Origin of the sequence: Mycolicibacter kumamotonensis (assembly GCF_002086285.1) — a bacterium.
Taxonomy (GTDB): Bacteria; Actinomycetota; Actinomycetes; order Mycobacteriales; family Mycobacteriaceae; genus Mycobacterium; species Mycobacterium kumamotonense.
The window spans coordinates 1-25,518 of record NZ_MVHU01000011.1 but is presented as its reverse complement, the minus strand read 5'-3'; the positions used below and the strand labels follow the sequence as shown (position 1 = coordinate 25,518).

General features: G+C 70.0%; 25 protein-coding genes and 1 pseudogene. 12 read left to right on the top strand and 14 right to left on the bottom strand.

The features are described from left to right. Positions 1-24: 24 nt before the first annotated feature. The 6 genes from BST28_RS09545 to BST28_RS09520 form a co-directional block, all read right to left on the bottom strand. Entirely contained in the window at positions 25-300 is a 276-nt protein-coding gene (locus BST28_RS09545) for a hypothetical protein (RefSeq protein WP_019735890.1), read from the bottom strand. Beyond that, entirely contained in the window at positions 297-4,790 is a 4,494-nt protein-coding gene (locus tag BST28_RS09540; protein WP_083080787.1) for a cation-translocating P-type ATPase, read from the bottom strand. Before BST28_RS09540 ends, BST28_RS09545 begins: the two co-directional genes overlap by 4 nt. Before the next feature lie 10 nt (positions 4,791-4,800). Next, positions 4,801-5,274 (bottom strand): hypothetical protein, encoded by a 474-nt coding sequence (locus tag BST28_RS09535; RefSeq protein WP_019736623.1) that lies wholly within the window; start codon positions 5,272-5,274, stop codon positions 4,801-4,803. A gap of 112 nt (positions 5,275-5,386) precedes the next feature. Next, positions 5,387-6,190 (bottom strand): exodeoxyribonuclease III, encoded by an 804-nt coding sequence (locus tag BST28_RS09530; protein WP_170306376.1) that lies wholly within the window; start codon positions 6,188-6,190, stop codon positions 5,387-5,389. Between the two features lie 13 nt (positions 6,191-6,203). Next, positions 6,204-7,118, bottom strand: coding sequence for an N-acetylglutamate synthase, CG3035 family (locus BST28_RS09525; protein ID WP_083080782.1), 915 nt, complete (start codon positions 7,116-7,118; stop codon positions 6,204-6,206). Between the two features lie 10 nt (positions 7,119-7,128). Continuing rightward, positions 7,129-7,722, bottom strand: coding sequence for a peptide deformylase (locus tag BST28_RS09520; protein ID WP_019736620.1), 594 nt, complete (start codon positions 7,720-7,722; stop codon positions 7,129-7,131). Between the two features lie 230 nt (positions 7,723-7,952). Here BST28_RS09520 and napA point away from each other — a divergent pair, with 230 nt between their 5' ends. From napA to BST28_RS09495, 5 genes are all read left to right on the top strand, one after another. Further along, positions 7,953-8,261 carry a nucleoid-associated protein NapA gene (gene napA, locus BST28_RS09515; RefSeq protein WP_019735830.1) on the top strand — a complete coding sequence of 103 codons (309 nt, stop codon included), beginning with the start codon at positions 7,953-7,955 and terminating at the stop codon, positions 8,259-8,261. Positions 8,262-8,344: 83 nt separating this feature from the next. Continuing rightward, a complete protein-coding gene (locus BST28_RS09510; protein WP_019735829.1) occupies positions 8,345-8,815 on the top strand; it encodes a LytR C-terminal domain-containing protein in 471 nt (156 codons plus the stop codon). Positions 8,816-8,824: 9 nt separating this feature from the next. Next, positions 8,825-9,535: a superoxide dismutase[Cu-Zn] gene (gene sodC / locus BST28_RS09505; RefSeq protein WP_029248946.1), complete on the top strand. Its 711-nt coding sequence runs from the start codon at positions 8,825-8,827 to the stop codon at positions 9,533-9,535. Beyond that, entirely contained in the window at positions 9,516-10,682 is a 1,167-nt protein-coding gene (locus BST28_RS09500) for a glutamate--cysteine ligase (RefSeq protein WP_029248945.1), read from the top strand. The genes sodC and BST28_RS09500 overlap by 20 nt, the downstream gene beginning before the upstream one ends. Beyond that, the gene (locus tag BST28_RS09495) at positions 10,682-11,320 is read left to right on the top strand and encodes an LON peptidase substrate-binding domain-containing protein (protein WP_019735826.1); all 639 of its coding nucleotides are present in this window, start codon (positions 10,682-10,684) and stop codon (positions 11,318-11,320) included. The genes BST28_RS09500 and BST28_RS09495 overlap by 1 nt, the downstream gene beginning before the upstream one ends. A gap of 58 nt (positions 11,321-11,378) precedes the next feature. Here BST28_RS09495 and BST28_RS09490 read toward each other — a convergent pair whose 3' ends face one another. Next, complete coding sequence (locus tag BST28_RS09490) at positions 11,379-12,218, bottom strand: mycofactocin-coupled SDR family oxidoreductase (protein ID WP_065289166.1); 840 nt, start codon at positions 12,216-12,218, stop codon at positions 11,379-11,381. Between the two features lie 77 nt (positions 12,219-12,295). Continuing rightward, positions 12,296-12,886: a TetR/AcrR family transcriptional regulator gene (locus BST28_RS09485; RefSeq protein ID WP_065289167.1), complete on the bottom strand. Its 591-nt coding sequence runs from the start codon at positions 12,884-12,886 to the stop codon at positions 12,296-12,298. A 130-nt stretch (positions 12,887-13,016) separates the two neighbouring features. Here BST28_RS09485 and BST28_RS09480 point away from each other — a divergent pair, with 130 nt between their 5' ends. Continuing rightward, positions 13,017-14,297, top strand: coding sequence for a cytochrome P450 (locus BST28_RS09480; protein WP_065289181.1), 1,281 nt, complete (start codon positions 13,017-13,019; stop codon positions 14,295-14,297). A gap of 78 nt (positions 14,298-14,375) precedes the next feature. Here the strand turns inward: BST28_RS09480 and BST28_RS09475 are convergent, their stop codons facing one another. Beyond that, positions 14,376-14,888 carry a nitroreductase/quinone reductase family protein gene (locus BST28_RS09475; protein WP_065289168.1) on the bottom strand — a complete coding sequence of 171 codons (513 nt, stop codon included), beginning with the start codon at positions 14,886-14,888 and terminating at the stop codon, positions 14,376-14,378. A 47-nt stretch (positions 14,889-14,935) separates the two neighbouring features. Between BST28_RS09475 and BST28_RS25190 the strand changes: the two are divergent. Together BST28_RS25190 and BST28_RS24370 are read left to right on the top strand one after the other, a co-directional pair. Beyond that, positions 14,936-15,292, top strand: a pseudogene (locus BST28_RS25190) (bleomycin resistance protein); the annotation flags it as partial. Then, a complete protein-coding gene (locus BST28_RS24370; protein ID WP_065289182.1) occupies positions 15,293-15,736 on the top strand; it encodes an SRPBCC family protein in 444 nt (147 codons plus the stop codon). 9 nt (positions 15,737-15,745) lie between these two features. Here the strand turns inward: BST28_RS24370 and BST28_RS09465 are convergent, their stop codons facing one another. Then, the gene (locus tag BST28_RS09465) at positions 15,746-17,941 is read right to left on the bottom strand and encodes an AAA family ATPase (protein WP_065289169.1); all 2,196 of its coding nucleotides are present in this window, start codon (positions 17,939-17,941) and stop codon (positions 15,746-15,748) included. Between BST28_RS09465 and BST28_RS09460 the strand changes: the two genes are divergently transcribed. Beyond that, positions 17,940-18,515: a chorismate mutase gene (locus BST28_RS09460; protein ID WP_065289170.1), complete on the top strand. Its 576-nt coding sequence runs from the start codon at positions 17,940-17,942 to the stop codon at positions 18,513-18,515. The two genes, BST28_RS09465 and BST28_RS09460, sit on opposite strands and share 2 nt — an antisense overlap. A gap of 1 nt (position 18,516) precedes the next feature. Here BST28_RS09460 and pssA read toward each other — a convergent pair whose 3' ends face one another. From pssA to BST28_RS09440, 4 genes are read right to left on the bottom strand one after another with little or no spacing between them, the layout of a single operon-like run. Further along, positions 18,517-19,416, bottom strand: coding sequence for a CDP-diacylglycerol--serine O-phosphatidyltransferase (gene pssA / locus BST28_RS09455; protein WP_065289171.1), 900 nt, complete (start codon positions 19,414-19,416; stop codon positions 18,517-18,519). Beyond that, positions 19,413-20,120, bottom strand: coding sequence for a phosphatidylserine decarboxylase (locus tag BST28_RS09450; RefSeq protein WP_065289172.1), 708 nt, complete (start codon positions 20,118-20,120; stop codon positions 19,413-19,415). The genes pssA and BST28_RS09450 overlap by 4 nt, the downstream gene beginning before the upstream one ends. A 48-nt stretch (positions 20,121-20,168) precedes the next feature. Next, positions 20,169-21,386 carry a molybdopterin molybdotransferase MoeA gene (gene moeA / locus BST28_RS09445; RefSeq protein ID WP_065289173.1) on the bottom strand — a complete coding sequence of 406 codons (1,218 nt, stop codon included), beginning with the start codon at positions 21,384-21,386 and terminating at the stop codon, positions 20,169-20,171. Between the two features lie 14 nt (positions 21,387-21,400). After that, the gene (locus BST28_RS09440) at positions 21,401-22,324 is read right to left on the bottom strand and encodes an SDR family NAD(P)-dependent oxidoreductase (RefSeq protein WP_065289174.1); all 924 of its coding nucleotides are present in this window, start codon (positions 22,322-22,324) and stop codon (positions 21,401-21,403) included. A 77-nt stretch (positions 22,325-22,401) separates the two neighbouring features. Here BST28_RS09440 and BST28_RS09435 point away from each other — a divergent pair, with 77 nt between their 5' ends. From BST28_RS09435 to BST28_RS25070, 3 genes are all read left to right on the top strand, one after another. Beyond that, positions 22,402-22,914 carry a PH domain-containing protein gene (locus BST28_RS09435; RefSeq protein WP_043337264.1) on the top strand — a complete coding sequence of 171 codons (513 nt, stop codon included), beginning with the start codon at positions 22,402-22,404 and terminating at the stop codon, positions 22,912-22,914. Beyond that, a complete protein-coding gene (locus BST28_RS09430) occupies positions 22,911-24,398 on the top strand; it encodes a PH domain-containing protein (RefSeq protein ID WP_065289175.1) in 1,488 nt (495 codons plus the stop codon). The genes BST28_RS09435 and BST28_RS09430 overlap by 4 nt, the downstream gene beginning before the upstream one ends. 435 nt (positions 24,399-24,833) lie before the next feature. Next, positions 24,834-25,518: PGRS repeat-containing protein (locus tag BST28_RS25070; RefSeq protein WP_337339085.1), on the top strand; the 685-nt coding region annotated here is incomplete at its 3' end.

Sequence of the window (25,518 nt, the reverse complement as noted above, 5' to 3'; positions counted from 1 at the left end):
ACCCGAGGCCTGACCGGGCGTCTGCTAGGCGTCTTCTAGGGCCTCGCCGAGTTGCTCGAGCACCTCGCTGCGGTGGTTGTTGGCCAGAATGTGGCCGGCAGCCACCGCAACGGCCACCGGCCAGTCGATGATCTCGAACGCCGCCAGCAGCGCCAGTCCCCCGTAGTAGGCCAGCTGCTCGGGACGCGGCACCGTCACCTTGCCGACCAGGGGAAGCTCGACTGCGAAACCCTCCGCGTCCCGGATGCGGGCCACCGCTTCCCGCTGAGATGTGCTGCGACGCGGCTTGTCCGCCATCATGAGCCTCCTGGTGGCGACAGGTCGCCGGATGATCGGGCCGCGGCCGTTCCGCGACGAGAGCCGGTGTCCCCATTGTGCACAAGCCGCAGCCGTGGCGCGGGGTGGCCGTCGGACGCCGGGGTGCCGTCCGGCCGGCGCGGCCCCGGGACCATGAACTCGGTGGGCTTGTCCGCGGCGTCCTGCAAAGCGGACAGCAGCCGGGGCACCACGGCGGCGCCGACGGTGGCCGCCGTCGCCGTACCCAGCGCCTGGGCCCAGCCCAGCGGGCCCAGTGGGGTGCAGCCCAGCAGCTGGCTGACGCCGGGAATGGAGATCAGCGTTCCCATCGCGCCGAGCGAGCCGACGGCGGTCGCCACCACCAGCGGGTCATGCGAGTCCAGCAGGGTCTGCCCCAGCTGGGTGGCGACCAGGGACACCAGCGCCACCGTGGAGGCACGCTGTTGACGGCCGGTCACCGATGCCATCGCCCACGCGCCCACCGCCGCCGACGCGGTCGTCACCCCGCGGACCGCCACCGTGCGCCACAGTGCGCGCTCGTCGGGGCCGTGCCCGCCGTTGGCGGCCGCCTCACTGAGCGAACTGACCGCCAGCGCGGTGGCCGGCAGCGCGTCGGTCAGCATGTTCACCAGCAGCAGCTGACGGGCGTTCAGCGGTGAGCGCCCGGTGAGCGCGCTGCCGATGATCGCGAACGCCACCTCGCCGGCGTTGCCGCCCAACAACACCGCCACCGCCGCCTGCACCCGCTGCCACAGCTCGCGGCCTTCGTCCAGCGCGTCGAGCAGGGTGTGGATCCGCCCGTCGAGCAGCACCACATCGGCGGCGGTGCTGGCCGCCTCGCTGCCGTGCGCGACCACCGCGATTCCCACCGTGGCGGCCCGGATGGCCGCGGCGTCGTTGGCGCCGTCACCGACCATCGCCGACACCTTGCCGGTGCGTTCCAAGGTCTGCACGATCTGCACCTTGTTCTCCGGTGACATTCGGGCGAACAGCACCCGCTCGGCCACCGCACGCTCCTGGCCCTTGCGCGACAACGCATCCCATTCCGCGCCGCTGATCACCTGATCGCTGGTGACCTGCAGGCCCAGCTCCCGGGCGATCGCGGTGGCCGTCAGCGGGTGGTCGCCGGTGATGAGCCGCACCGGGATGCGGCGCCGTTCCAAGTCGGCGAGCAGGTCGGCGGCCTCGTCGCGCGGGGTGTCCGACAGCCCCAGCAGGCCGACGAACGTCAGTCCCTCGCTGCAGAACTCGGCAATCTCGTCGGGTTCGGGATCCGCGCCGAGCGATGCCACCTGCTCGGGTGTCAGGTCGCGGCGGGCGACCGCGATCACCCGCAGGCCGGCGGCGGCGAGCGCGGCCACCTCCTGCTTGACGGCCGGACCGGAGCCGGTGCACGCCAGCACCACCTCCGGGGCGCCCTTGAGCGTCAGTTCGGTTCCGAGCACCGAGGCCGAGAACTGCCGCCCGGAACGGAACGGCAAGTGCGCGCCGAGGCCGGTGGCTGCACCGGCGACTCCCGCCTCGGCGGCGCCCTCGATGATGGCGGTGTCGGTGGCGTGCGTTTGGCGGTTGCCGTTGGCCGCCGGGGCCGCTGTCGCGGCGTAACGCAGCACGTCGTCGTCGGTGAAACCGTCTGCCGGATGCACCTGAGTCACCCGCAGCCGGTTCTTGCTCAGCGTCCCGGTCTTGTCGAAGCAGACCACGTCGACCCGGCCCAGAGCCTCGACCGAACGCGGAACGCGCACCAGCACACCGGCTTTGGTCAGCCGGCGTGCCGAGGCCTGCTGCGACAGGGTGGCCACCAACGGCAGCCCTTCGGGGATGGCGGCCACGCTGACCGCGATGCCGCTGGCCACCGCCTGACGCAATCCGATACGGCGCGCCATACCGAGCCCGGTGACCAGCGCACCGCCGGCCAGACTGATCCGCCACGCTTTTCGGGTCAGCAGGCTCAGCTGGTGCTGCAGCCCGATTTCCGACTGATCGCCGGCCACCAGGTCGGCGGCCCGGCGTCCGTGGGTGTCGCCGCCGGTCGCGGTCACCAGAGCCACCGCGGTTCCGGTCACCACGGTGGTGCCGGCATAGACCATGCATTCCCGGTCCGCCAGCTCCGCGCCCGGGGTCGCCTCGACCTGTTTGACCACCGTCAGCGATTCCCCGGTCAACGACGACTCGTCGACTTCGAGGTCGATGGCCTCGATCAGCCGTCCGTCGGCGGGCACCACCTCGTGGGGCCGGACTTCGATCACATCGCCGGGCCGCAGCTCCTCGGCGGCGACTTCGCAATGCCCGCCGTCGGGAAGGACCTTGCGCGCCGGCGGGACCTGTTCGTTCAGCAGCACATTGAGCCGGCGCTCGGCCACCAGGCGTTGCGCGGCGGCCAGCATGGCGTTGCCGCTCACCACCGAACCGACCAGCATCGCGTCGACCGGTGAACCCAGTACCGCGCTGGCCGCCGCCCCCAGGGCCAGTACCGGTGTGATCGGGTCGGACAGCTCACTGCGCACGGCCTGGGCGAACTGCCAGAACAGTCGGGGTGGGGCGGTGCGCTGCGCGCCGCGGCGGGCCAGATCGACCGCCGCCAGCGCGGCCGCCGCCGCGGGGGCATGGTGGGCCTCGGCGGGGATCTCGCGATCCGATGGCGCAAGCACCGCCCGCACCTGGTCGACCGACATGGCGTGCCACTCGTGTACCGCCGCCGGCCGGGGCGCCGCCGCGTCCACGGCACGGCGGGCCAGCCAATAGCCCGACAGGGCGCCGGCCGCCGCGCCGGTGGTCACCGGGCCGGGCCCGCTGCCACGTACCCCGGGAAGCATCAGCAGCGCACCCAATGTCGAAGCGCCGGTGGCGATCTCGACGCCGCGGCGGCTGGCGGAGCGGGCCGCCGGCAGCGCGTGCAGCACTCGCCACGCCGCGTCCAGATCGGTCAGTAACACATCGGAGCACCACGGCGGGCAGCCCTGCGCCGGCACCATGCCCAGTGCCACGTCGGCGGCGGCGAGTGCTTCGACGGCGGCACTCGACAGCACGGCGACGTCGTGCCCGTCGGCTTGATATGCGGTCACCGCGGCGGCCAGCGCCTCATCCAGCGAGGCTCCGTCCAGCGGGCGGATGTCATCGAAGATCGGCCGCAACTCGCCGAGCGCCTCGACCTCGACCGAGACCACTTCGATGTCGGCGTGCCGGGCTTCGGTGACCACCGCGGCGGCCAGCGGCAGCAACGCGGGCTGGAACGACGCCTGCACGCTGTGGCGCGGGCCGATCCGGTGCCAGCCCGGTGTCAGTCCGGGCTCGCTGAGCCGGGCTTGGGCCTGCGCCCACACGGCGCGCAGTTCGTCGTCGTCGGCGCCGCGCACCTGCGTCACCCGCAGGTCGTCGCCGCACAGCACCCGCGGGTCGATGACCACGGTGTCGATCCGGTCGAGCTCACGCAGGCTGCCCGGCCGCAGCACCACCGCGCCATGGCGGTCGGCCAGGCCGCGGCCCAGGGTCGCGGCGAACGACTCGCGCGCGGTGCGGGTGCCCTTCGGCGCGGCCACCGCTGCTGCGGTGCCCGCCAGGTCGGGACTGCGGGTCGCGGCGCCGATCACGCCGCCCCCGACGACCTGTGCCCAGGCGCTGCGGGTCAGGTGCCGTTCGACCGGACCGGGCGGCCGGGGTGCCGGCCGCGGCGGGATGGCCACCGGAGGGTGGTCGGCGTAGTCGGCGAGTTCGGCTTCGCGGCGACGCCAGGCCCGCGCCGCGGCGCGTTCCTCCCCGGCGCGCATCGCCTCCATCGACAGGTCCACCGCCAACGCGGTGGGCGCCTGGTTGAGGGTGTGTATGCCCGCGCTGGCCAGCGATAACAGGGCGTCGGTTGCCTGCTTGCCGACGCTCTCTTCGAGCAGCCTGCGCAGACGCGGCTGATAGTCGACGACGACGACCCCGGCTTCCAGGCCCAGCGGTAGTCCCGGCAACCGCAGCAGCCGGCCAAGCGTCGCCAGGCCCAGACCGGCGGCGTTGGCGCCGAGGGTCAACGTCCGCAGCATCTGCGTCATGCCGTCACCGGGCAGGCTGGCCGGCGGGCGCTCGCGGTGGGCCGCCCGGCGGTAGTGGTTCTCGGTGTCGGCGACGACCCGGCACAACTCCCGCAACGACACGACGTCGGGGGCCGACGAGTCCAGCCCGACGACCAGGCGGGACAACGGATGGTTCAACCGAACCGAGGTGACCCCGGGCAACGCCCGCGCCGCACTGAGCACGGCGGTGGCGAGTTCGGCTCCGGTGGCGCCCTCGAGCCCGCGCACCTCGACCCAGGCCCGCTGCTCGCCGCGGAAGCACCGCCGGGTCAGCGACCACCCCGCCTCGCTGGTGCGGCGGGCGGGCTGGGTGGCGAGATCGGCTATCCCGGTCGCAGTCTGGATCGATGCGTCGACCAGCGCGGAGGTGAGTTGGACACCGAAGTTGGCTGCCCGCAGCGGAAAAGAGTGCCTGATGGCACGGCCTAGATCCACTCGGCCCCGATCAGCGGGGCGCGCGGGTGCCGCTGCCGCCGCTGCGCGACTGCCGTGCTGGGGTCTTCTTGGGCTGCGGGCCGCGCCGCGGGGCCGTGGAACCCGCCGGCTTGCCCGACTTCACCGACTTCAGCGGCCGCGCCGTGGCGGCCGGAGCCTTCGCGGGGGCCGCTGTCGATGCCTTGCCGTTCTCGGACCGCCCATTGAATTGCTTGAGCACCAGTGCGGTGCCGCCTACCGCCACCAGCACCGGCCATTCGACCAACCCGGTGACGCCGAGAGCGCCCAGGGTCAAGGCGGCGGCGGGGGTCGAGTGGCTGCCGGTGCGCAGCCCGCGTTGCGCACCGCTGGCTGCACCCTTCAATCCGCCGATCACTCCGTTGAGCGCGGCCCCGCCGATCGCGCCGGCCGCCTCGGTGGTCATGGTCGCCGCGCGGGTCGCCGCTCCGGCTACCTTCCGTACCGTCCCTGCGACGGCGTTCATGGGTATTCCCTGCCCTTCAAATGAGCACATCGGTTAACCCAACCCATCCTATGCGCTATTCGGCGAATGCCGCCGAATCCACACGGAATTCATAACCGCTCGAGCGCGGGCCTCAGATCCGTTGAATGTCCACCAGCACCGGTGCGTGGTCGCTGGGCGACTTGCCCTTGCGTTCTTCGCGGACGATCTCGGCGTGCGAGACCCGGGTCGCCAGGGCGGGGCTGCCCAGGATGAAATCGATGCGCATGCCCTGCTTCTTGGGGAACCGCAGCTGCGTGTAATCCCAGTAGGTGTAGACCCCGGGGCCTGGCGTGAACGGGCGAACCACGTCCAGGAACTGCGCCTCGGTCAGCGCGCGGAACGCCGTGCGCTCCGGTTCAGAGACGTGTGTCGCGCCTTCGAAGAACTCCATGCTCCACACGTCGTCGTCCTGCGGGGCGATGTTCCAGTCGCCGACCAGCGCGATCGGCGCCGACGGGTCGTCGGCCAACCATCCTGCGGCGGTATCGCGCAGCGCGGCAAGCCATTCCAACTTGTAGGTGTAGTGCGGGTCGTTCAGCGCGCGGCCGTTGGGCACATACAGGCTCCACACCCGCACCCCGCCACAGGTGGCACCCAGCGCCCGCGCCTCCACCGCTGGGTCGGCATCCGGCTTGGCCCAGACCGGCTGGCCGGGGAATCCGACCTCGATGTCATCGAGTCCGACCCGGGAGGCGACCGCCACCCCGTTCCACTGGTTGTGGCCCACATGGGCCACCTCGTAGCCCAGCTCGTGAAACGGCAGCGTGGGAAACTGCGCGTCAGTGCACTTGGTCTCCTGCATGGCCAGCACGTCGACCTCGGCGCGGGCCAGCCAATCGGTCACCCGGTCCACCCGGGTGCGGATCGAGTTGACGTTCCAGGTGGCCAGTCGCAACGCAGTCACGTGGTCACCCTAGATCCCTGGCGTCGAGGTAGCGGGTGCGGTGCTGGCCGGCGAATCCGATCGCCTCGCAGAAATCGAACGCGGCCGAACCGCTTGGCACCTGCGCGTAGCCGCGGGTGGCGCCGCGGTCGGACCCCCAGGTTTGCAACGCCGCGCAGATTGCCCGCCCGTGACCGGCTCGGTGCAGTCCGTCGGCCACCCGCACCGCCGACAGGCCCAACCAGCGGGTGCCGTCCGGGGCCTCGGTGAGCGCGCCGCGCCCGACCGCGACCCCGGGGATCGAGGCGAACACCACTTCGCCGTCGACGACCGCGGTCAGCACCTCGACCGGCTGCCCGCCGCCCAACGCCAGCCATCCGGCGTCGGGTTCGGCGGCCAGCACCACGTCGCCGACGGACTCCGCGGCCGACAACTCGCGTACCAGGGTGCGGGTCTCATACCGCGTCGGGATGTTCTCGGGCAGCCGCAGCAGGCGTTCGGGCACCGCCAGGCACGGTGGCAGATCCCGCTGCGCATACCAGTCGATGATCGCCGAGACGGTACTGGCATGCGCGAACATGTCCAGGGGCACAGCGGAATTGGCTTCCACCCCGGCACCGGGGCCGGCCCGCAACAACCAACCGTCGAGCCACTGGTGTTCGCTGCCCGGCCAGGCCAGGGCGGCGGCGTGCTCGACGGACCGGATCGCCGAGTTCTTCACCGGCCGATCGGTCAGCCGCCGGACATAGAGGACGTCGGCGCGTCGGCAATCATGGATCGCCCCGTCCGCCGAGCGGACCCGCACCATCGGCCCGGCCTGCACCAGATGGCCCACCACATCGCCCATCGGCGGTTCGGAGCCGGGCGGGCGCAGATAACGCAGGCTCACCCGGGCGCCGACCTCGGGCAGCTCCGGGGGCAGTTCCGGGGGCCGGGTCATCGCCGGCTCATTAGTGGCCGAACGGATCGGGCACGTCACCCGGCATCCAGGACAGGCCCGGCACCCCCCAGCCGTTGGCTTTCACCGTCCGCTTCGCCGCGCGGGCATGCCTGCCCACCAGCATGTCCAGATACAGCAGCCCGTCCAGGTGCCCGGTCTCATGCTGCAGCATCCGGGCGAACAACCCGGTGCCCTCCAGCGTGACCGGGTTGCCGTCGGCGTCCAGGCCGGTGACCCGCGCCCACTCCGCCCGGCCGGTCGGAAACGATTCGCCGGGCACCGACAGGCAGCCCTCGTCGTCGTTGTCGGGGTCGGGCATGGTCTCGGGGCGCTCGGAGGTCTCTAGCACCGGATTGACCACCACGCCGCGGCGCCGGGTGGTCGAGCGGCGGTCGTCGGCGCAGTCGTAGACGAAGAGCCGCAGCCCCACGCCGATCTGATTGGCGGCCAGTCCGACGCCGTTGGCGGCGTCCATGGTCTCGTACATGGTGTCGATGAGCTCACCGAGATCGGCGGGCAGTGAGCCGTCTTCGGCGACGGGGACCGGACTGGTCGGGGTGTGCAGGACGGGATCGCCCACGATGCGGATGGGTACGACGGCCATGACTGAAAAGCTTAGGTGGGCGGTTTAGCGAGGCTCGACGGAGGAGAGGCGAAGCTGGAACCGCCGGGTTTGTGGCTGCCATCGGTCCACTGCAGCGGCCACGGCGACTCGCGGGACCGGCTCCCGGTTCAACACCACCAGCCGTGATTGAATATTCGCTCAGGACACGCCGCCGAAAAACGCAACAACGTTCGAACCACAGAACTTTCCGGAAGGGTCCAGGAAACGATATGGACGGCGCCATGGCGCAAGCGAATCGCTCAGGGGACGATTCGGAGCCCACCGACGGCCTGAGTCGCCGCGAACACGACATCTTGGCCTTCGAGCGGGACTGGTGGAAGTACGCGGGCGCCAAGGAAGAGGCCATCAAGGAGCGGTTCGCGCTGTCGGCGACCCGCTACTACCAGGTGCTCAACGCGCTGGTCGACCGGCCAGAGGCCCTGGCAGCCGACCCGATGCTGGTCAAACGGTTGCGCAGGCTGCGGTCGAGCCGCCAGAAGGCGCGAGCGGCCCGGCGGCTCGGTTTCGATATCACCTGAATCACCGAAACCACTGATCAGCTGGAAACCTTGATAGCTGGGCGTTTATCGATCAGGGCCTGCTCCTGGATACAGTGGGCGCAATGAACGAACACGTTCCCGACTCGTCCAGACTCCCGCTGCGGGCCATGGTGATGGTGCTGCTGTTTCTGGGCACCATCTTTCTGCTGGTCGGGTTCCAGGCACTCGGATCATCGGGAACCGACGACGAGACGAGCCATTCGCCGACGTCGAAACCCATGACCACAAGCTCGGCGACCGCCAAACCCGAGCATCTCGCCCACAAGTCCGATGTGCGCGTCTACAACATCTCCGAGCAGGCCGGACTGGCCGGGCAGACCGCGGATCAGCTGCGTGAAGCGGGCTGGAACGTGACCGACGTCGGGAACCTCGAACTGCCCGAGGTCACCGAGACCACCGTCTACTTCAGTGACGCCCAGGGAGAACACGACTCGGCCACCCGCGTGGCCGAGGTGCTGCACGCCGCGGTGGAACCGCGCATCCCCGACGTAGCCGAGCAGCCACCGGGCGTCATCGTGGTGGTCGCGGGTTAAGCTCCTCGCATGGTCACAGGTCACCGCAGAGTTCTCGCCGCCGCTGTCTTCGCCACCCCGGTTGTGCTGTTGGCGGCGTGCAGCCCCCCCAACGAGCAGCCGTCGGACGCGCCGGGCACCACGCCGGCCATCTGGACCGGATCGCCCGCGCCGTCCGGCCACGCGAGTGAGCCGGGAGAGCAGGGCGGCTCGAACAACCTCGTCGCGCACCTGACTACCCCCGAGGGCACCCAGGTCGCCACCGCGACCTTCGAGTTCACCAAGACCGGCGGCCAGGAATTCGCCACGATCACCGTGCAGACCACCAACGCCGGTGTGCTGACGCCCGGTTTCCACGGCATGCACATCCACGCGGTCGGCAAGTGCGAAGCCGACTCGGTGCCGCCCGGCGGCGGGGCACCCGGTGCCTTCCTGTCGGCCGGGCCGCACTTCCAGGCTCCCGGTCACAACGAGCACCCGCAGAGCGGCGACCTGACGTCACTGCAGGTGCGTTCCGACGGCAGCGCGCTGCTGGTGACCACCACCGACGCGTTCACCCGCGACGAGCTGCTGGCCGGCGAGAAGACGGCCATCATCATCCACGCCGACGACGACAACTTCGCCAACATCCCGGCGGACCGCTACACCCAGGTCAACGGCACGCCCGGCCCGGACCAGACCACGCTGACCACCGGAGACGCCGGCAAGCGGGTTGCGTGTGGTGTCATCGGCGCCGGATAACGCGCCCGGCCGCGGGGCTTCCCCCAGGTCAGAAGCCCGGATCGAGTTCGCCCACTGCGCTCGGCCCACCCTGGGCGTGGAATGGGAGCTCGCGCTCGTCGACGCGGCGACCCGCGACCTGAGCAACGAGGCCAGCGCGGTCCTGTCCGAACTCGGTGAGAACCCCCGCGTCCACAAGGAACTGCTGCGCAACACCGTCGAGCTCGTCACCGGTATCCGCGAGACCACCGGTGAGGCGATCGAGGATCTGCGGCAGACCCTGCTGACCACCCGGCCCATCGTGCACGCGCGCGGTATGGAGTTGTTCGGTGCCGGCACCCACCCGTTCGCGCAGTGGTCGGCGCAGAAACTGACCGACGCGCCGCGCTACGCCGAGCTGATCAAACGCACCCAGTGGTGGGGCCGGCAGATGCTGATCTGGGGCGTCCACGTTCACGTCGGAATCTCCTCGGCGCACAAGGTGATGCCGATCATCTCCTCGCTGCTGCTGTACTACCCGCACCTGCTGGCACTGTCGGCGTCGTCGCCGTGGTGGGGCGGTGAGGACACCGGCTACGCCAGCAACCGGGCGATGATGTTCCAGCAGCTGCCGACCGCGGGGCTGCCGTTCCAGTTCCAGACCTGGGCGGAGTTCGAGGGCTTCGTCTATGACCAGAAGAAGACCGGGATCATCGACCACACCAACGAGATCCGTTGGGACATCAGGCCTTCCCCGCACCTGGGCACCATCGAGGTGCGGGTCTGCGACGGGGTGTCCAATCTGCGCGAGCTGGGTGCGCTGGTGGCGCTGACCCACTGCCTCATCGTGGACCTGGACCGGCGGCTGGACGCCGATCAGAACCTGCCCACCATGCCGCCGTGGCATGTGCAGGAGAACAAGTGGCGCGCGGCCCGGTACGGCCTGGACGCGGAGATCATTCTGGACGCGGACAGCAACGAACGATTGGTCACCGAGGACATCGACGACCTGCTCAACCGGTTGGAGCCGATCGCCGCGCGACTGCACTGCACCGACGAGCTGGCGGCCGTCGCCGACATCTACCGAACGGGCGCGTCGTATCAGCGCCAGCGCCGGGTCGCCGAGGAACACGACGGCGATCTGCGCGCCGTGGTCGATGCGCTGGTGGACGAGCTCGATATCTCGTGATGGAACTGCCGATGTTCCCGCTGGAGTGGGTGCTGCTGCCCGGCGAGGAACTGTCGCTGCGGATCTTCGAGCTGCGCTACACGGTGATGGTGGGCGATCTGGTGCGCAGCGGCGATCCGCGCTTCGGGGTGGTGCTGATTGCTCGTGGCCGCGAGGTGGGTGGGGGCGAGCAGCGCAACGATGTCGGCGCGATGGCCAGCATCACCGCGTGCACCGAGCTCGGCGGCGGCCGTTACGCATTGCGGTGCCTGACCGGCGAGCGGATCCGGGTGCACGAGTGGCTGCCCGACGATCCGTATCCACGGGCCCTCATCGAACCGTGGCCCGACGAGCCGGCAGAACCCGTGAGCGACGAGCAGTTCCGCGAGCTGGAAGACCGTATCGTCGTACTGCACAAGCGGATGGCGGTGGCCCGTCGCCGGTGGGTCATGCCCGGGCGCAGCTCCCTGCTGGGCGGGCGCCGGCTGCGCTCGCTGGATCCGGTGCAACGGTTGTACTCGCTGGCCTGCCGGGTCCCGATGGGGGAGGCCGACCGCTACGCGGTGCTGGCGGCACCCACATTGTCCGACCGGATGACGGCGCTGCGCGAGGCGATCGAGACGGTGTCGGCCCGCGTCGAATTCGATATCCCTCGCTGACTCTGCGGTGAAGGCGACGAAGTGCGAGTAACCTCCGCCCGCACCGCAGAGTCAACGCTTATTTGAGCATGCTGCCCGCGTCGACGGTGAGCGGAAGCCCGGTGACGTAACGGGATTCGTCTGAGGCCAAAAACAGCACTGCGTTGCTGATGTCCTCCGGCTCCACCCAGCCGATCGGCAGCACGTGCATCAGCTGCGCTGCGACGGCCATGTCGTCGGGGCCGGGATTCTCCAGATCCGGGCGGAACAGCTTCATCGTCCCAGAGTTCATGAACAGTGGCGTGTTCACGTTGGTGGGGTGCACCGAGTTGACCCGGATGAAGTGCTGTCCCAACTCGAGGGCGAAGCTGCGCATCAGCCCGACCACGCCGTGTTTGGCCGCGATGTAGTGGCCGGTGTGTGGATAGGCCTTGAGGCCGCCCACCGAGCTGGTCAGAATGATCGAGCCGCCGCTTCCCCCGGAGATGAGGTGTGGCACACCGGCTTTCACGGTCTTCCAAACACCTGACAGGTTGACGTCGATCATGTCCTGCCAGTCGGCTTCGGAGGTCTTGTCCAGGGTCGCGCCGCCGTTGCCGATTCCGGCGTTGGCCACGATGACATCGAGGCGCCCGAGGTGCTCCACACCGCTGGTGACCGCCGCTTTAAGCGCGTCGAAATCGCGCACATCGACCTGTGCGGTGACGATACGTCGGTCCAATCCCTTGATCAGATCGGCGGTTTCGGCGAGATCATCCGGCGTCGCCGGAGGGATCACGGTATTGCTGCTGATCGGAGCGCACACATCGAGGGCGATGATGTCGGCGCCTTCCTGTGCCAGCCGCACCGCGTGACTGCGGCCCTGACCGCGCGCCGCCCCGGTGATGAAAGCGACCTTGCCCTCGACTCGTCCACCCATGTTGGCACCCCGCCTTGTATTGGTCGATCGATCAGCAAGGCTGGCATCAACGAGCCCGGGTTGTCAACCATCGCTTGCTAGACGGTGGGCGGGACCGCCAGCCGGCCCAGCTGACGCTCGACGAGAGCGCGCAACTCCTCGTGGCCACGGGTGACACCGACGGCGTCTTCGTTGCACAGGCTGCGGGCGATCTGGGCGATCAGCATGGCGACGGCGGCGGGGGGATACTCCTGCAGGTCGGCGCCGCTGGCGCGCAAGGCCACCGTGACGGCCGCCGTCTCGATGTCGCGGACCCGTTCGGCGTAGGCCTTGAGCTCGGTCCGGATCACCTTGCGGTGGTTGGCCAGTGCCATGAATTCGGTGTTCAGGCTGGACATCCGGGCGTCGCTGTTGATCGTCCACAGGGCCCGGAGCGGGTCGTTGTCGGTGAGGGCGGCGCGCATCCGATCCAGCGCGACGTCGGCCCCGGCGCGCAGCACCTCGACGAACAGGTCATCCATGGTGGGGAAGTAGTAGTAGACCAGGGCCTGCTTCACCCCGGCCTCGGCGGCCACTCGCCGCGAGGTGGCCGCCGCGTAGCCTTCGTCTCGCATCAGCCGGGCGGTCGCTTCGATCAGCCGGCGCCGGGTGGCGCTGTCGGTCGATTTGGCCTTGCGCGGTGCCGTCATTCAGAACATCCCGACGCTGCGATTGCTTGACCATCCCGCGCCGCACATGGTAGGCATGACGCATTCTAGCAATTTTATCGATCGATCAGCACGACGAGGTCGTGATACGAGCGGAAGGGCGCATCGCGTGGTGACGGATCTCGCGTCGGTCGACTACTTCTCCGACCCGGCGATAACCCAGAACCCCTACCCCTATTACGAATACCTGCGCGGATGCGGGCCCGTCTTCACCGAACCCCACCACGGTGTCGTCGCCGTCACCGGCTACGACGAGGTGCACGCCGCGTTCAAAGACCACGACTCGTTCTCGGCGGTCAACGCCATCGGCGGCCCTTTCCCGCCGCTGCCCTTCGAACCCGACGGCGACGACATCACCGAGCAGATCGAAGCGCACCGGCATGAATTCCCCATCTTCGAACATGTCGTCGTCCAGGATCCGCCGGCACACGAGCGCACCCGGGCGCTGCTGGGGCGCATCCTGACTCCGGTCCGGCTGAAGGAGAACGAGGAGTTCATCTGGCGGCTCGCCGACCTGCAGCTCGACGAATTCATCGCCGGGGGACGCTGCGAATTCCTGATGGACTACGCCAAACCGTTTGCGACGCTGGCGATCGCCGACCTGCTCGGGGTGCCCGACGACGACCGCGCCGAGTTCCGCCGGGCGCTGGGTGCCGGCACTCGACCGGGTGCGCGCGTCGGCGCCCTGGACGGCGAGCCGGTCGGGCTCAACCCCCTGGACTACCTCGACGACAAGTTCAACGGCTACATCTCCGATCGGCGCAGCAACCCCCGGGCCGACGTGCTGACCATGCTGGCCGAGGCGACCTACCCCGACGGCTCGATTCCCGACGTGATGGAAGTGGTGCGGCCGGCGACCTTCTTGTTCGGTGCCGGTCAGGAGACCGTCACCAAACTGCTGGGGACCATGGTGCAGGTCCTCGGTGAGCAACCCGAGCTGCAGCAACGGCTCCGCGACAACCGCGATCTGATCCCGCGCTTCATCGAGGAATCACTGCGGATCCAGAGTCCGACCAAGGTGGACTTCCGGCTGGCCCGCAAGTCCACCACGTTGGCCGGCGTGCCGATCAAGGCGGGCACGGTGCTCATGCTCTGCCTGGGCGCGGCCAACCGGGACCCGCGCAAGTTCGACAACCCCGACGAATTCGACCTGGACCGCAAGAACGTCCGCGAGCACATCGCCTTCGGCCGCGGCATCCACACCTGCCCCGGCGCGCCGCTGGTGCGGGTCGAGGGCCGGATCACCGCCAATCGCCTGCTGGATCGGATGCGCGACATCAGGATCAGCGAGGCCCACCACGGCCCCGCCGGTGAGCGGCACTATGACTATGAGCCGACGTTCCTGCTGCGCGGCCTATCCGCGCTGCACATCGAGTTCGACCCGGTGGACTAGCCTGCCACTGTTTTCGGCCGGCCCCGTCGACCGCGAAATGCAGGACTCCTTACCGCATTTCGTCGATCGCAGGCGCTGTCAGCGTCTGGTCAGCGCGAACACCTTGATCTCGCGCGCGGCCCGGTGCCGGTAGGTGTCGTAGTTGTTGATGTAGTCGACGAACTTCTGGTAGGCCCGGTCGCGCTCCTCGCCGACGACCTCGGTGGCGCGTACCGGAATCTCCTTGCCGCCCATCGTGACCCAGGCGTTCGGGTCGGCGATCAGATTCAACACCCACGCCGGATGGTGCGCTTGACCGAAGTTGCTGCCCACCAGGTACAGCCGATCGCCCTCCCGCATGTAGGCCAGCGGGATCTGCCGGCGCTGGCCGGATTTGCGGCCGGTCGTGGTGAGCAGCAGCAACGGGACGGCCATCGGTCCGAAGATGGTGAGCCGGCCGCCGCTGCGCTCGAGCAGCCAGCGGTCCAGCGGAGTGCACTGGCGGATGAGCCAGGCGCCCGGTTTCGACCCGGCGACCGCCCCGATCGCGCGCCGCGCGAGTCGGCCGGGGTCGCGGCCCCACCGCACCTCGGGAAAGGTGTTGTCGATCATGCCCGGATTCTGCCATTGCGGCGGTGGGGCCGTGTGAGACTGGCTTCATGCCGGACGTTGTTTTCACCGCCGCCGCAGCGATCATTCCGGTGCGCGACCTCGATGCCGCCCTGGACCGCTACCGCCGGCTCGGCTTCACCACCCATGCCTACACCGGCCCGGCCCGGTACGGCTTCGCCGAGCGCGGCGCGGTGTCGCTGCACCTGACCGAGTGGGCCGAGCACGATCCGCTGCGCACCGCGGCCGGCGTCTACCTCTATGTCGATGACGCCGACGCGCTCTACGCGCAGTGGACGGCATCGGGGGTTCGGGGACGGTTCGTCGAACCGGCCGACACCGATTATCAGCTCCGCGAGTTCGCCTACGTCGATCCCGAGGGCACCTTGCACCGGGTCGGTTCGCCGCTGGCGGCCAAGGTCGTCAGCGCCGGCCGGGACATCGCTGCGCCGGCCGAGCGGATCTTCGAGTTGATCGCCGACCCGGCTCAACACCCGCGCTGGGACGGCAACGACAACCTGGCCGAGGCGGAGCCCGGACAGCGGGTGCGCGCGGTCGGCGCGATGTTCACCATGGTGCTGACACTGGGGGCGGTGCGAGAAAACCACGTGGTGGAGTTCGAGGAGGGGCGTCGTATCGCCTGGTTCCCGGCCGAACCCGGCCGGCTACCCCCGGGGCATCTCTGGCGGTGGGAACTGGAGCCGTTGGATGAGGCACACACCCGGGTCACCCACACCTATGACTGGTCGCAGCTGACCGATCCGAAGCGCCTCTCGCGGGCGCGCTGGACCACCGCGGACCGGCTGGCGGAGTCGCTGGCTCGACTTGGTGCGCTCGCCGAGGGCTGCTGACGCCGGGAGCTAACGCGCCGCCGCGAAGGATCGCAGCGCGTCGATCTGGGCGGGATCCAATGAGGGCCGGACGGTTTCGCGTGCGGCGTTGATATCGGCCATCGTCACGTCGGCGGCGTCGATGGATCGGCGCATCGCGGTCAGGGCCGCTTCGCGCAGCAGGGCCACGCAGTCCGCGGCGCTGTAGCCGTCCAGGTCGGCGGCCAACGCGTCGAGATCCACATCGTCGTGCAGCGGCACCGACTTTCCGGCCACCCGCAGGATCTGCCGGCGGGCGTCGGCGTCGGGCGGCTCGACGAACACCAGCTTCTCCAGCCGACCCGGCCGGGTCAGGGCCGGGTCGATCAGCTCGGGGCGGTTGGTGGCGCCGACCACCACCACGTCGCGCAGCGGGTTGACGCCGTCGAGTTCGGTGAGCAGTGCGGCCACCACCCGGTCGGTCACTCCGGAGTCGAAGCTCTGTCCGCGCCGTGGCGCCAAGGAGTCGATCTCATCGAGGAACACCAGCGAGGGTGCGGAATCCCGGGCACGCTGAAACAGATCCCGCACCGCCCGCTCACTGCTGCCCACCCACTTGTCCATCAGCTCGGCGCCCTTGACGGCGTGCACACTGACCCGTCCGGAGCCGGCCAGGGCGCGCACCACGAACGTCTTGCCGCAACCGGGCGGGCCGTAGAGCAGCACCCCGTGCGGCGGGTCGATGCCGAGGCGGGTGAAGGTGTCCGGGTGCTGCAGCGGCCACAGGATCGCCTCGGTCAGCGCCTGTTTGGTGGCCGCCATATCGCCGACGTCATCGAGGGTGACCGAGCCCACGGAGACCTCGGCGGCCGCCGAGCGGGACAGTGGACGGATCACGCTGAGCGCGCCGGCCAGGTCATCCTGGGTCAGCACCGGCTCTTCGCCGCTGTCGCTGGCCCGCGACGCCGCCCGCAGCGCCGCCTCGCGTACCAGTGCCGAAAGGTCTGTGGCGACGAAACCCGGTGTGCGTTCGGCGATCTCATTCAGATCGAGGGTGGCGCTGGGCACCGACTTGAGCAGTCCGCCCAGCAACGCGGCGCGGGTCGCTCCGTCGGGAAGGCTCAGGCGCAGCTCCCGGTCGCACAGCTCCGGGACCCGCAGCCTGGTGTCGACCCGATCCGGCAGCGCGGAGGTGGCGATGAACGCCACCCCGTCGGCGGCCACCGCGGTGCGCACCTCGGCCAGGATCAAGGTGCTCACCGGCTCGGGCGGATCCGGCAGCAGCGCATCGATATCGGTGATCAACAGCACCCCGCCGCCGTCGCACACGGCCGTCACGGCCGAGCGCACCGCCGCCAGCCGCTCGTCGGCGACCCTGGCCCCGATCTCGGGCCCGTCGAGCTCCACCACCCGCCGGCGCGCGCACACCGCCCGCACCAGCGTGGATTTGCCGACCCCGGGCGGGCCGGACACCAGCACGCCGAGGTTGGTGCCGGCGTTGAGCGTCTTGAGCAGGTGCGGTTCGTCGAGAGCCAGCTTGAGCCATTCGGTGAGCTTGTCCGCCTGTGCGGTGCAGCCCTTGAGGTCGTCGACGCTCAGCGGTGCCGGCGTGGCCGCGACGATCCGATCCGCCGGCGCGGTCGGTGCCGTGCCGTTGCCCCAGGTCACCGACGAGTTGGGTTGTACGCTGACCGGCCCGGCCGGGTCGACGCCGGTGACGGTCAACAGCTCCGAGGTCCAGCTGATCCCCACCGCGGAGGCCAGCGCGGTGGTCGCGGCGGACGTCGAGGTGCCCGGGCCCAGATCGCGCGGCAGCAGCGAGACCGCGTCGCCGACGGTCAGTACCTTGCCCAATAACGCCTGACGCAGCTTGGCCGGCGACAGTGCTTGGGAAGCCGGGGACCCGCTCAACGTCACCGCACGGGCACCGTAGACGGTGACCGCGGCCACCACCACCGCGGTCCCGTCGCGCAGTCCGGCGTTGGACAGCGTGATGTCGTCGAGCAGCACCACCCCGGCCGGGACGTCCGGCCCGGCCAGTCCGGCCACCGCCGACGTCGTCCGAGACCCGGTCAACGACACCGCATCCCATTCCCGAATACCCAGGGCCGCAATCGCTTCGGCGTGCAGCCGGACCACGCCGCGGCGCGAATCCACAGCCGAGGTGTTCAGCCGGGCGATCAGGGTCAGATGGCGGGGGGAGGTCCGGGAGGCATCGCCGTCCCGATGCTCTTCAATAGAACCCATGCGGTCATTATCGGCATACAGCGGCCCCCTGATGTCGGCGATCTGCGCTGTCACGCTGCTGGGGGGTCACTGTCCGGCGCGCGCCGACACGGCAAACCCGCTGGCGGAGTTGGTCGATGCGGCCGCGCAACGGCTGCAGGTCGCCGACGACGTGGCCGCCGACAAGTGGCACTCCGGTGCCGCCATCGAAGACCCCGCCCGGGTGCAGCAACAGCTGACCGCCCTGGCGTCGGCCGCCGACGCCGAGCATCTCGACGCAGACTATGTGCGGCGGGTGTTCACCGACCAGATCGCTGCCACCGAGGCGGCGGAGCACTACCGGTTCGCCCAGTGGAAGCTGGACCCGGCCGCCGCACCGGCCGGTGCCCCCGACCTCGCCGCCTCACGAGCCCGCATCGACGGCTTCAACCGCGTCATGCTCACCCAGATCGGCTTGCGGTGGCAGCAACTGCGGGCACCCGACTGCGGCGCCCAGCTCGAGGAGGCGACCCGCGACGTCAGCGCCGCAAGGCAACTCGATCCGTTCTACCGGCAGGCGCTGTCGTCGGCGACGCGGGACTACTGCGCGGGGTAGCTCAGCGGCCCGGCTTGCGCAGCCGCAGCCGCGCCATCGACTGCCCGCTCGGGCGACGGATGCCTCGCCGCACACCGGGGCGGCGGCTCGGCTGCGACCGGCGGATCGCCCGCCGCGCGGCTCGGCGTTCCCGGGGCGCGTCCTCCCAGGCCTCGGGGTGCGCGGCCACCCAGCGCTGGCTGCGGACCGAGAACGGAATGGTGCACAGGTACGCCACGATCAGCACCAGCACCAGCACGTACGGGAACAGGAACGCCGCGGCGGCCACCAGCGCCAGCACCGCCAGCAGCACCGCGGCCAGATGCGGCGGCACCGACACGGCGTGCATCTTGCGCATCGGGATCCGGCTGACCAGCAGCATCGATGTGCCCACCACCCAGGCGCAGGTGAACCACTGCGAGGTCCACCATCCGTCGCCGAACTGCAGCTTGGCGGCCAGCAGCCCCATCAGCGTGATCGCTCCGGCCGGGGCGGGCATCCCGACGAAGAACTCGCGGGTGTAGGCCGGCAGGGTGGCGTCGTCGAGCAGGGTGTTGAACCGGGCCAGTCGCAGCACCACACACACCGCGTAGAGCAGCACCACGATCCAGCCCGCCGGCTGCGTCGACAGCAGCGACACATAGATCACCACCGCCGGCGCCACCCCGAAGTCGACCGCGTCGGCCAGCGAATCGATCTCGGCGCCCATCCGCGATTCCGCATCCAGAATGCGGGCCACCCGGCCGTCGAGACCGTCGAGGATGGCGGCCGCCGCGATCAGCGCCATCGCCACGTGCGGCTGACCGTCCAATGCGTACTTGATCGACGTCAGGCCGGCGCAGATCGCCAGCACCGTCATCGAGCTGGGCAGGATGTGCAGGCCCACCGGGCCCCGGCCGCGCGCCTGCTGGGCGGTGGTCATGACAGGTGCGCCAGCACGGTCTCACCGGCGACCATGCGCTGGCCGACACCGACCAGCGGCTGCGTCCCGACCGGCAGGTAGGTGTCCAGCCGCGACCCGAACCGGATCAGCCCGTAGGTGTCGCCGATCGCCAGATGATCGCCGGGTCTGGCGTCGCAGAGGATGCGGCGCGCCACCAGTCCGGCGATCTGCACGGCGATCACCTCGGCGCCGTCGGCGGTGCGGATCCGCACACTGTTGCGCTCGTTGTCGTCACTGGCTTCGATGCGGTCGGCGGAACCGAACCGGCCGGCCCGGTGCACCACGTCGAGCACCTCGCCGCCGACCGGGGCCCGCTGCACATGCGCGTCGAACACCGACATGAAGATGCTCACCCGCGGCAGCGGGGTGTCGGGCAGGTCCAGTTCCGGGGGCGGGGCCGCGGTGTCGACCAGGCAGACCATGCCGTCGGCGGGGGCCACCACCACACCCGGGCGGGTCGGCGGCACCCGGCGGGGATGACGGAAGAACCCGGCGCTGGCCCCGGCGGCCAGCAGCCCGGCGCCACGCAGCCAGCGCTGCTTGCGGCCCAGCGCGGCCAGCCCCAGCCCGCCGGCCACGAACGGCAAGCCGGCGTGGTGCATCGGCGGCACCGTCGAGCGCACCAGCTCGATCAGGTGCCGCAGACCACCGGGATCATCTGCTGCGCGGGGGCGTCTGGCCATCCGGCCATCTTAGAAGCTGCGGGGTGAACGCCGGTTCTGGCGGCGGGTTCACCCGGTCAGGTCCCAGACCTCCACCTCGGTGCCGACCGGCAGTTCGGTGACCTCGCCGGCGATGTCGAGCAGGCAGTTCGCCGACGCCAGGAACCGCAGATGGTGCGAGGCCGGCGGGCCGTAGTTGGTGACGGTTCCGGTCTCATGGTCGAGCAGCCCGCGCCGGAACTGTCGTTTTCCGGCCGGTGAGGTGAGCTTTTCGCTCAGAACGGCGGTGCGGCGTGGCCGGTCCGGCGCCGGCAGGCCCATCGCGCGCCGCAGCGCGGGCCGAACGAACACCTCGAAGGACACCTGGGCGCTGACCGGGTTGCCGGGCAGCGTGATGATGGCCGCTTCGCCCACCCGGCCGATGCCCTGCGGCATACCGGGCTGCATCGCCACCTTGACGAAATCCACGCCCTGATCGCCGTCGCGGCCGAAGACGTCTTTGACCACCTCGTAGGCACCCGCGCTGACCCCGCCGCTGGTGATGATCAGATCCACCCCGCCGTCGCGCACGCGATAGCGGTCCAGCACCGCGGTGAACTCGGCGGTGTCGTCGGCGACGGTCGCCGCGGCCACCACCTCGGCGCCGGCTTCGCGCGCCGCGGCGGCCAGCATCACCCCGTTGGACTCGTAGATCTGTCCGGGCGCCAACGGGGTGCCCGGCTTGACCAGTTCGGTGCCGGTGGAGATCACCAGCACCCGTTGCCGGGGCCGCACGGTCAGCTCGGCCAGGCCCAGCGCCGCGGCCAGACCCACCGCCGGGGCGCTGACGAGCTGGCCGGCCCACAGCACGGTGGCGCCCTCGGCGACGTCGCCGCCGGCGCGGCGGATGTGGCGTCCCCGGGCGGTGGCGGCGCTGATCGCCACCACATCGACACCGCCGTCGGTGGCCTCCACCGGAACGACCCCGTCGGCTCCGAACGGGATGGGCGCGCCGGTCATGATGCGGTGCGCGGTACCGGGTTCCAGCGAGGGGATGTCGGTACGGCCGGCCGGAATATCCTCGGCCACCGGCAATGTCACCGGGTTCTCGGGTGATGCCGCTGCCACGTCGTCGGCGAGCACGGCATAGCCGTCCATTCCCGAGTTGTCGAAGACCGGCAACGAAATCGGTGCGATCACGTCCGCGGCCAGCGCCAGCCCCTCGGCCTCGGACAGCGAGACGGTGACCGGCGGACGGACATGGATCAGCTCGGCGACAGCGCGCTGATGCTCCTCGACAGATCGCATTCCGACATCTTGACCTAGACGGGGAAGGTGATTCCTGTCAGCTCCTGCGAGACCGCCCACAAGCGCTGCTGGAGCTCGACATCGTGCGCCTGCTTACTGGCCTCGACCAGCTTCGGGTGGCCGCGCTGTTCACCGAGGCCGTTGGGTCCGTAGTACTGGCCGCCGGCCACCTCGGTGTCGGTGGCGGCGCGCAGCGTCGGCAGGGCGCCCATCGCCGCGCCCTGGACCACCATCGGCCACAACAACCGTTCGGCCGGGCGCAAAAACGGTGGCAGGTTGCGGGTCAGTTCGGTGTTGGCGGTGCCGGGGTGCGCGGCCACCGCGATCGTCGGCTTGCGTTTGGCGGCCAGCCTCCGCTGCAGCTCGTAGGTGAACATCAGGTTGGCCAACTTGGACTGCCCGTAGGCCGCTATCCGGTTGTAGCCGTGCTCCCACTGCAGGTCGTCGAAGTGGATCGCCGCCATGATCCGGTGGGCCATGCTGCTGACGGTCACCACGCGAGAACCCTGCACCGGCAGCATTCGCGGCAATAGCAGGCCGGTCAACGCGAAATGACCCAAATGGTTGGTGCCGAACTGCAGTTCGAAACCGTCGACGGTGGTCTGTTTGGGGGTGTACATGACACCGGCGTTGTTGATCAGCAGGTCGATGCGGGGGTGCGCGGCGCTCAGTGCTTCGGCGGCCTCGCGGACCGAGGCCAGCGAGCTCAGATCGAGCCGCTGCACCTCGACGGCGGCCTGCGGCGACGCCTTGGCGATCCGTTCGGCTGCCGCGCGGCCCTTCTCGGGGTCGCGCACCGCCAGCACCACCGTGGCGCCGTGTTCGGCGAGCACCAAGGCGGTGTGGTAGCCGATTCCGGTGTTGGAGCCGGTGATTACCGCGACGCGGCCGCTTTGATCGGGTACATCGGCGGCGGTCCACTTGTTCTGGCTGCCCATTCCCGAAACGATACCGACGTCGGCGGGTTCGGCACGCAAAGATGACAGCGCCGCGACGCTAGGTCATTCTCTGTTGCATGGCGCCCAACGCAAATCGTCCCGGTGAGGTCACGATGGTCGACCCCACCAACCCACCCAGCTCCCGCGCGCCGCTGGTGTGGGCCCTGACCGGAGCGGTGCCCTGGCTGGTGTTCGCGGTACTGCAGCTGGGGTGGGCGGTCGCCGATCAGCGCCTGGAGTGGCTGCACGTCGGGGCCGTAGCGGTCACCGCGCTGGGGCTGCTGGTCTCGGTGGTGATCGCGCCGCTGTGGCGTTATCGCGTGCACCGCTGGGACGTCAGCGACAAAGCGGTCTACACCCGCACCGGTTGGCTGGTGCAGGAGCGCCGGATCGCGCCGATCTCCCGGGTCCAGACCGTCGACACCTACCGCGGGCCGCTGGATCGGCTGCTCGGACTGGCCAACGTCCGGGTGACCACCGCGTCGTCGGCGGGGGCGGTGCACATCGTGGCGCTGGACGCCCCGGTCGCCGACCGGGTGGTCGCGCACCTGACCGACATCGCCTCGCTGGGCACCGAGGACGCCACATGACCAGTACCCCCGCCGAACCGGCCTGGCAGCGGTTGAGCCCGCGGATGCTGCTGGTGCATCCGCTGCACGAGGCACTGCGCGAGCTACCGCTGCTGATCGCGGTCGTCGTGTTCGGTTCGGCCACCGACAATTCGGTGTGGGTGGTCGCGGTGGTGTGGGTGATCGCCGTGGTCGGGGTGACACGCTGGTTCACCACCACCTATCGCATCGAACCCGACCCCGAGGCCGGCCGGGTGCAGCTGCGTTCGGGCCTGCTGCGCCGAAAGGTTCTTTCGATGCCACGCAACAGGATTCGCTCTGTAGAGACCGACACCCGGCTGCTGCACCGGCTGCTGGGGTTGACGGTGCTGCGAGTCAGCACCGGCCAGCAGGCCGCCGGAGACACCGTGTTCGAGCTGGACGCGGTCGAGAGCAGCCAGGTGCCGCGGCTGCGCAAGATCCTGCTGGCGCACACCGGGCAGGCCGCCGCGAGCGGACCGGAGCCGGGCCGCAGCGCGGTGCTGGCCCGGTGGCAGCCGTCGTGGTTGCGCTACAGCGCGCTGAATCTGTCCGGTCTGGTGACGATCGGCGCCGCGATGGGTGCGCTGTATCAGAGCGGAGCCTGGGCGGCGCTGCAGGATTCGCCGCTCAGCCGGACCTGGCGGGACGCCGCCGAGCGGTTCGGGGCGCCGCAGACCGCCGCGGTGGGCGCCGGGGTGGTGCTGGCGGCGGCGATCGTGCTGGCGGTGCTGCGCTCGGCGCTGACCTACGGAAACCTGGTGTTGTCCCGCAGTTTCGGAGTGACCGGCGACGTGCTGGAGTTGAGCCACGGGCTGCTGCGGGTGCGGCACCACAGCTACGACATGCGTCGGCTACGCGGCGGAACACTACGACGGCCGCTGTTGGTGCGGCTGTTGGGCGGCGCGCGACTGGACGCGGCGATGACCGGTGTCACCGGTGCGGGCGAATCCTCGGTCCTGCTGCCGCCCTGCCCGCGGGCCACCGCCGAGCAGGTGCTGACCGGGCTGGTCGCCGACCCCGTCGCGGTCACCGGGCCGCTGCGCCGGCACGGCCCGGTGGCGGCCCGCCGGCGCTGGACCCGGGCGATGATGCTGCCGGGGGCGCTGGGGGCGGGGTTGGTGGTCACCGCGGCGGTCGACGGTGTTCCGGTGTGGTACTGGTCGCTGTGGGCTGGGCTGACGCTGGGCGCGGCGCTGCTGGCGGCCGACCGGGTGCGCGCCCTGGGGCATCGCGTCGACCAGCACTGGCTCTCGGCCCGCACCGGCAGCTGGGAGCAGCGTCGCTACTGCATCGCCACCGCCGGCATCATCGGTTGGACGGTGCACCAGAGCTGGTTTCAGCGCCGTGCCGGGGTCGCCACGCTGATCGCGGCGACCGCCGCCGGCGTCAAGGCCTACCGGGTGCTCGACGTGCCTGAGGAGTGGGCCTGGTCGGTGGCCGCGCAGGCCTCACCCTGGGTGGCGCACAGCAAGTGGGCGCGATAGCCCTGCGATCTGGGCCGATCTGCTGCTGCGCTCCCCTGCGGACAAAGATCTGCCTGCGTGGAATCTGAGAATTTACTTGTAAATCATATTCCACGTCAATTTTTGCCAACCGGCGGTCGGGAGGTTGTTTATTCGTTCCCGTTCGCCGCGACAAAGAACTATCGTCCGGGCCGAAAAACTTTAGCGTATGCATTTTCATAGGAGATTTCGGTGATTTCGGTGAACTTTAGGCCCGCAAGGAACATCCTCGATCAGCGAACTATCTATTAATTTCTGTCCTGATCCGACGAATTCACTAATGCCGCGAATAAGTTCGTTCAGCTCCATTGCTGAGAGGAAACTGAGTCGTAATTGCGGGAGAGGGGACTCGAAATGGTCAGTCGGTGGCGTGCTGAGCGGAATGGCGGATCGGGGAAACGCGGGCGGGACCGCACGGTGGGTGCCGCCGCATCCGTCGGGGCGTTCTTGGCGTTCGGCATGGCGCCGCTGGCGGCGGCCCCCACGGCCGGCGCCGACTTCGACGACCTCGTCTCCGACCTGTTCGACCCGAGCGCCTGGGGCAACCTCTCGGGTGATTTCGACAGCCTGTTCAGCTCGACTGGCTGGGATTCCGCGGGTGCTGCCGATGCGGGCGGTGCCGCGATGGCCCAAATGTGGGAGACCTACTTCTACATGCCCTTGCACGACAGCGAGCAGGCCTGGATCAACTCCGACTTCGGTTCGCAGGTCGACGGTGTGATCAACCAGCTCTTCGCGCCGTTCACCGAGGGCTTCTGCGGGATCATCTGCAACGGTGTCGACGGCACCGAGGCCGACCCCGACGGTGGTAACGGCGGCCTGTGGCTCGGCGACGGCGGCGACGGCTGGTCCTCGACCGAGGCCGAGGTGGTCGGCGGTAACGGTGGACACGCCGGGGGTATCGGGAACGGTGGTGACGGCGGCGCCGGTGGTCTGGGTGCTGACGGTGGCGACGGCGGCAACGGCGGCGAGATGTGGGGCAACGGTGGTGACGGCGGTGACGGCGGTGCCGGCGGCAACGGCGGTGACGGCGGCAACGGCGGGAACGGCGGGAACGCCGGGCAGGGCGCCGACGGGGCGGGCACCGCGGGGGCCGGGGGCA

Coding starts and splice junctions, on each gene's coding strand:
- BST28_RS09545 (WP_019735890.1), bottom strand. CDS start 300: ATGATGGCGGACAAGCCGCGTCGCAGCACATCTCAGCGGGAAGCGGTG.
- napA (WP_019735830.1), top strand. CDS start 7,953: ATGGACGGCGCCATGGCGCAAGCGAATCGCTCAGGGGACGATTCGGAG.
- BST28_RS09535 (WP_019736623.1), bottom strand. CDS start 5,274: ATGAACGCCGTCGCAGGGACGGTACGGAAGGTAGCCGGAGCGGCGACC.
- BST28_RS09510 (WP_019735829.1), top strand. CDS start 8,345: ATGAACGAACACGTTCCCGACTCGTCCAGACTCCCGCTGCGGGCCATG.
- moeA (WP_065289173.1), bottom strand. CDS start 21,386: ATGCGATCTGTCGAGGAGCATCAGCGCGCTGTCGCCGAGCTGATCCAT.
- BST28_RS09465 (WP_065289169.1), bottom strand. CDS start 17,941: ATGGGTTCTATTGAAGAGCATCGGGACGGCGATGCCTCCCGGACCTCC.
- BST28_RS09495 (WP_019735826.1), top strand. CDS start 10,682: ATGGAACTGCCGATGTTCCCGCTGGAGTGGGTGCTGCTGCCCGGCGAG.
- BST28_RS09490 (WP_065289166.1), bottom strand. CDS start 12,218: ATGGGTGGACGAGTCGAGGGCAAGGTCGCTTTCATCACCGGGGCGGCG.
- BST28_RS09435 (WP_043337264.1), top strand. CDS start 22,402: ATGGCGCCCAACGCAAATCGTCCCGGTGAGGTCACGATGGTCGACCCC.
- pssA (WP_065289171.1), bottom strand. CDS start 19,416: ATGACCACCGCCCAGCAGGCGCGCGGCCGGGGCCCGGTGGGCCTGCAC.
- BST28_RS09525 (WP_083080782.1), bottom strand. CDS start 7,118: ATGACCCGGCCCCCGGAACTGCCCCCGGAGCTGCCCGAGGTCGGCGCC.
- BST28_RS09450 (WP_065289172.1), bottom strand. CDS start 20,120: ATGGCCAGACGCCCCCGCGCAGCAGATGATCCCGGTGGTCTGCGGCAC.
- BST28_RS09460 (WP_065289170.1), top strand. CDS start 17,940: ATGCGGTCATTATCGGCATACAGCGGCCCCCTGATGTCGGCGATCTGC.
- BST28_RS09475 (WP_065289168.1), bottom strand. CDS start 14,888: ATGATCGACAACACCTTTCCCGAGGTGCGGTGGGGCCGCGACCCCGGC.
- BST28_RS09430 (WP_065289175.1), top strand. CDS start 22,911: ATGACCAGTACCCCCGCCGAACCGGCCTGGCAGCGGTTGAGCCCGCGG.
- BST28_RS09485 (WP_065289167.1), bottom strand. CDS start 12,886: ATGACGGCACCGCGCAAGGCCAAATCGACCGACAGCGCCACCCGGCGC.
- sodC (WP_029248946.1), top strand. CDS start 8,825: ATGGTCACAGGTCACCGCAGAGTTCTCGCCGCCGCTGTCTTCGCCACC.
- BST28_RS09520 (WP_019736620.1), bottom strand. CDS start 7,722: ATGGCCGTCGTACCCATCCGCATCGTGGGCGATCCCGTCCTGCACACC.
- BST28_RS09440 (WP_065289174.1), bottom strand. CDS start 22,324: ATGGGCAGCCAGAACAAGTGGACCGCCGCCGATGTACCCGATCAAAGC.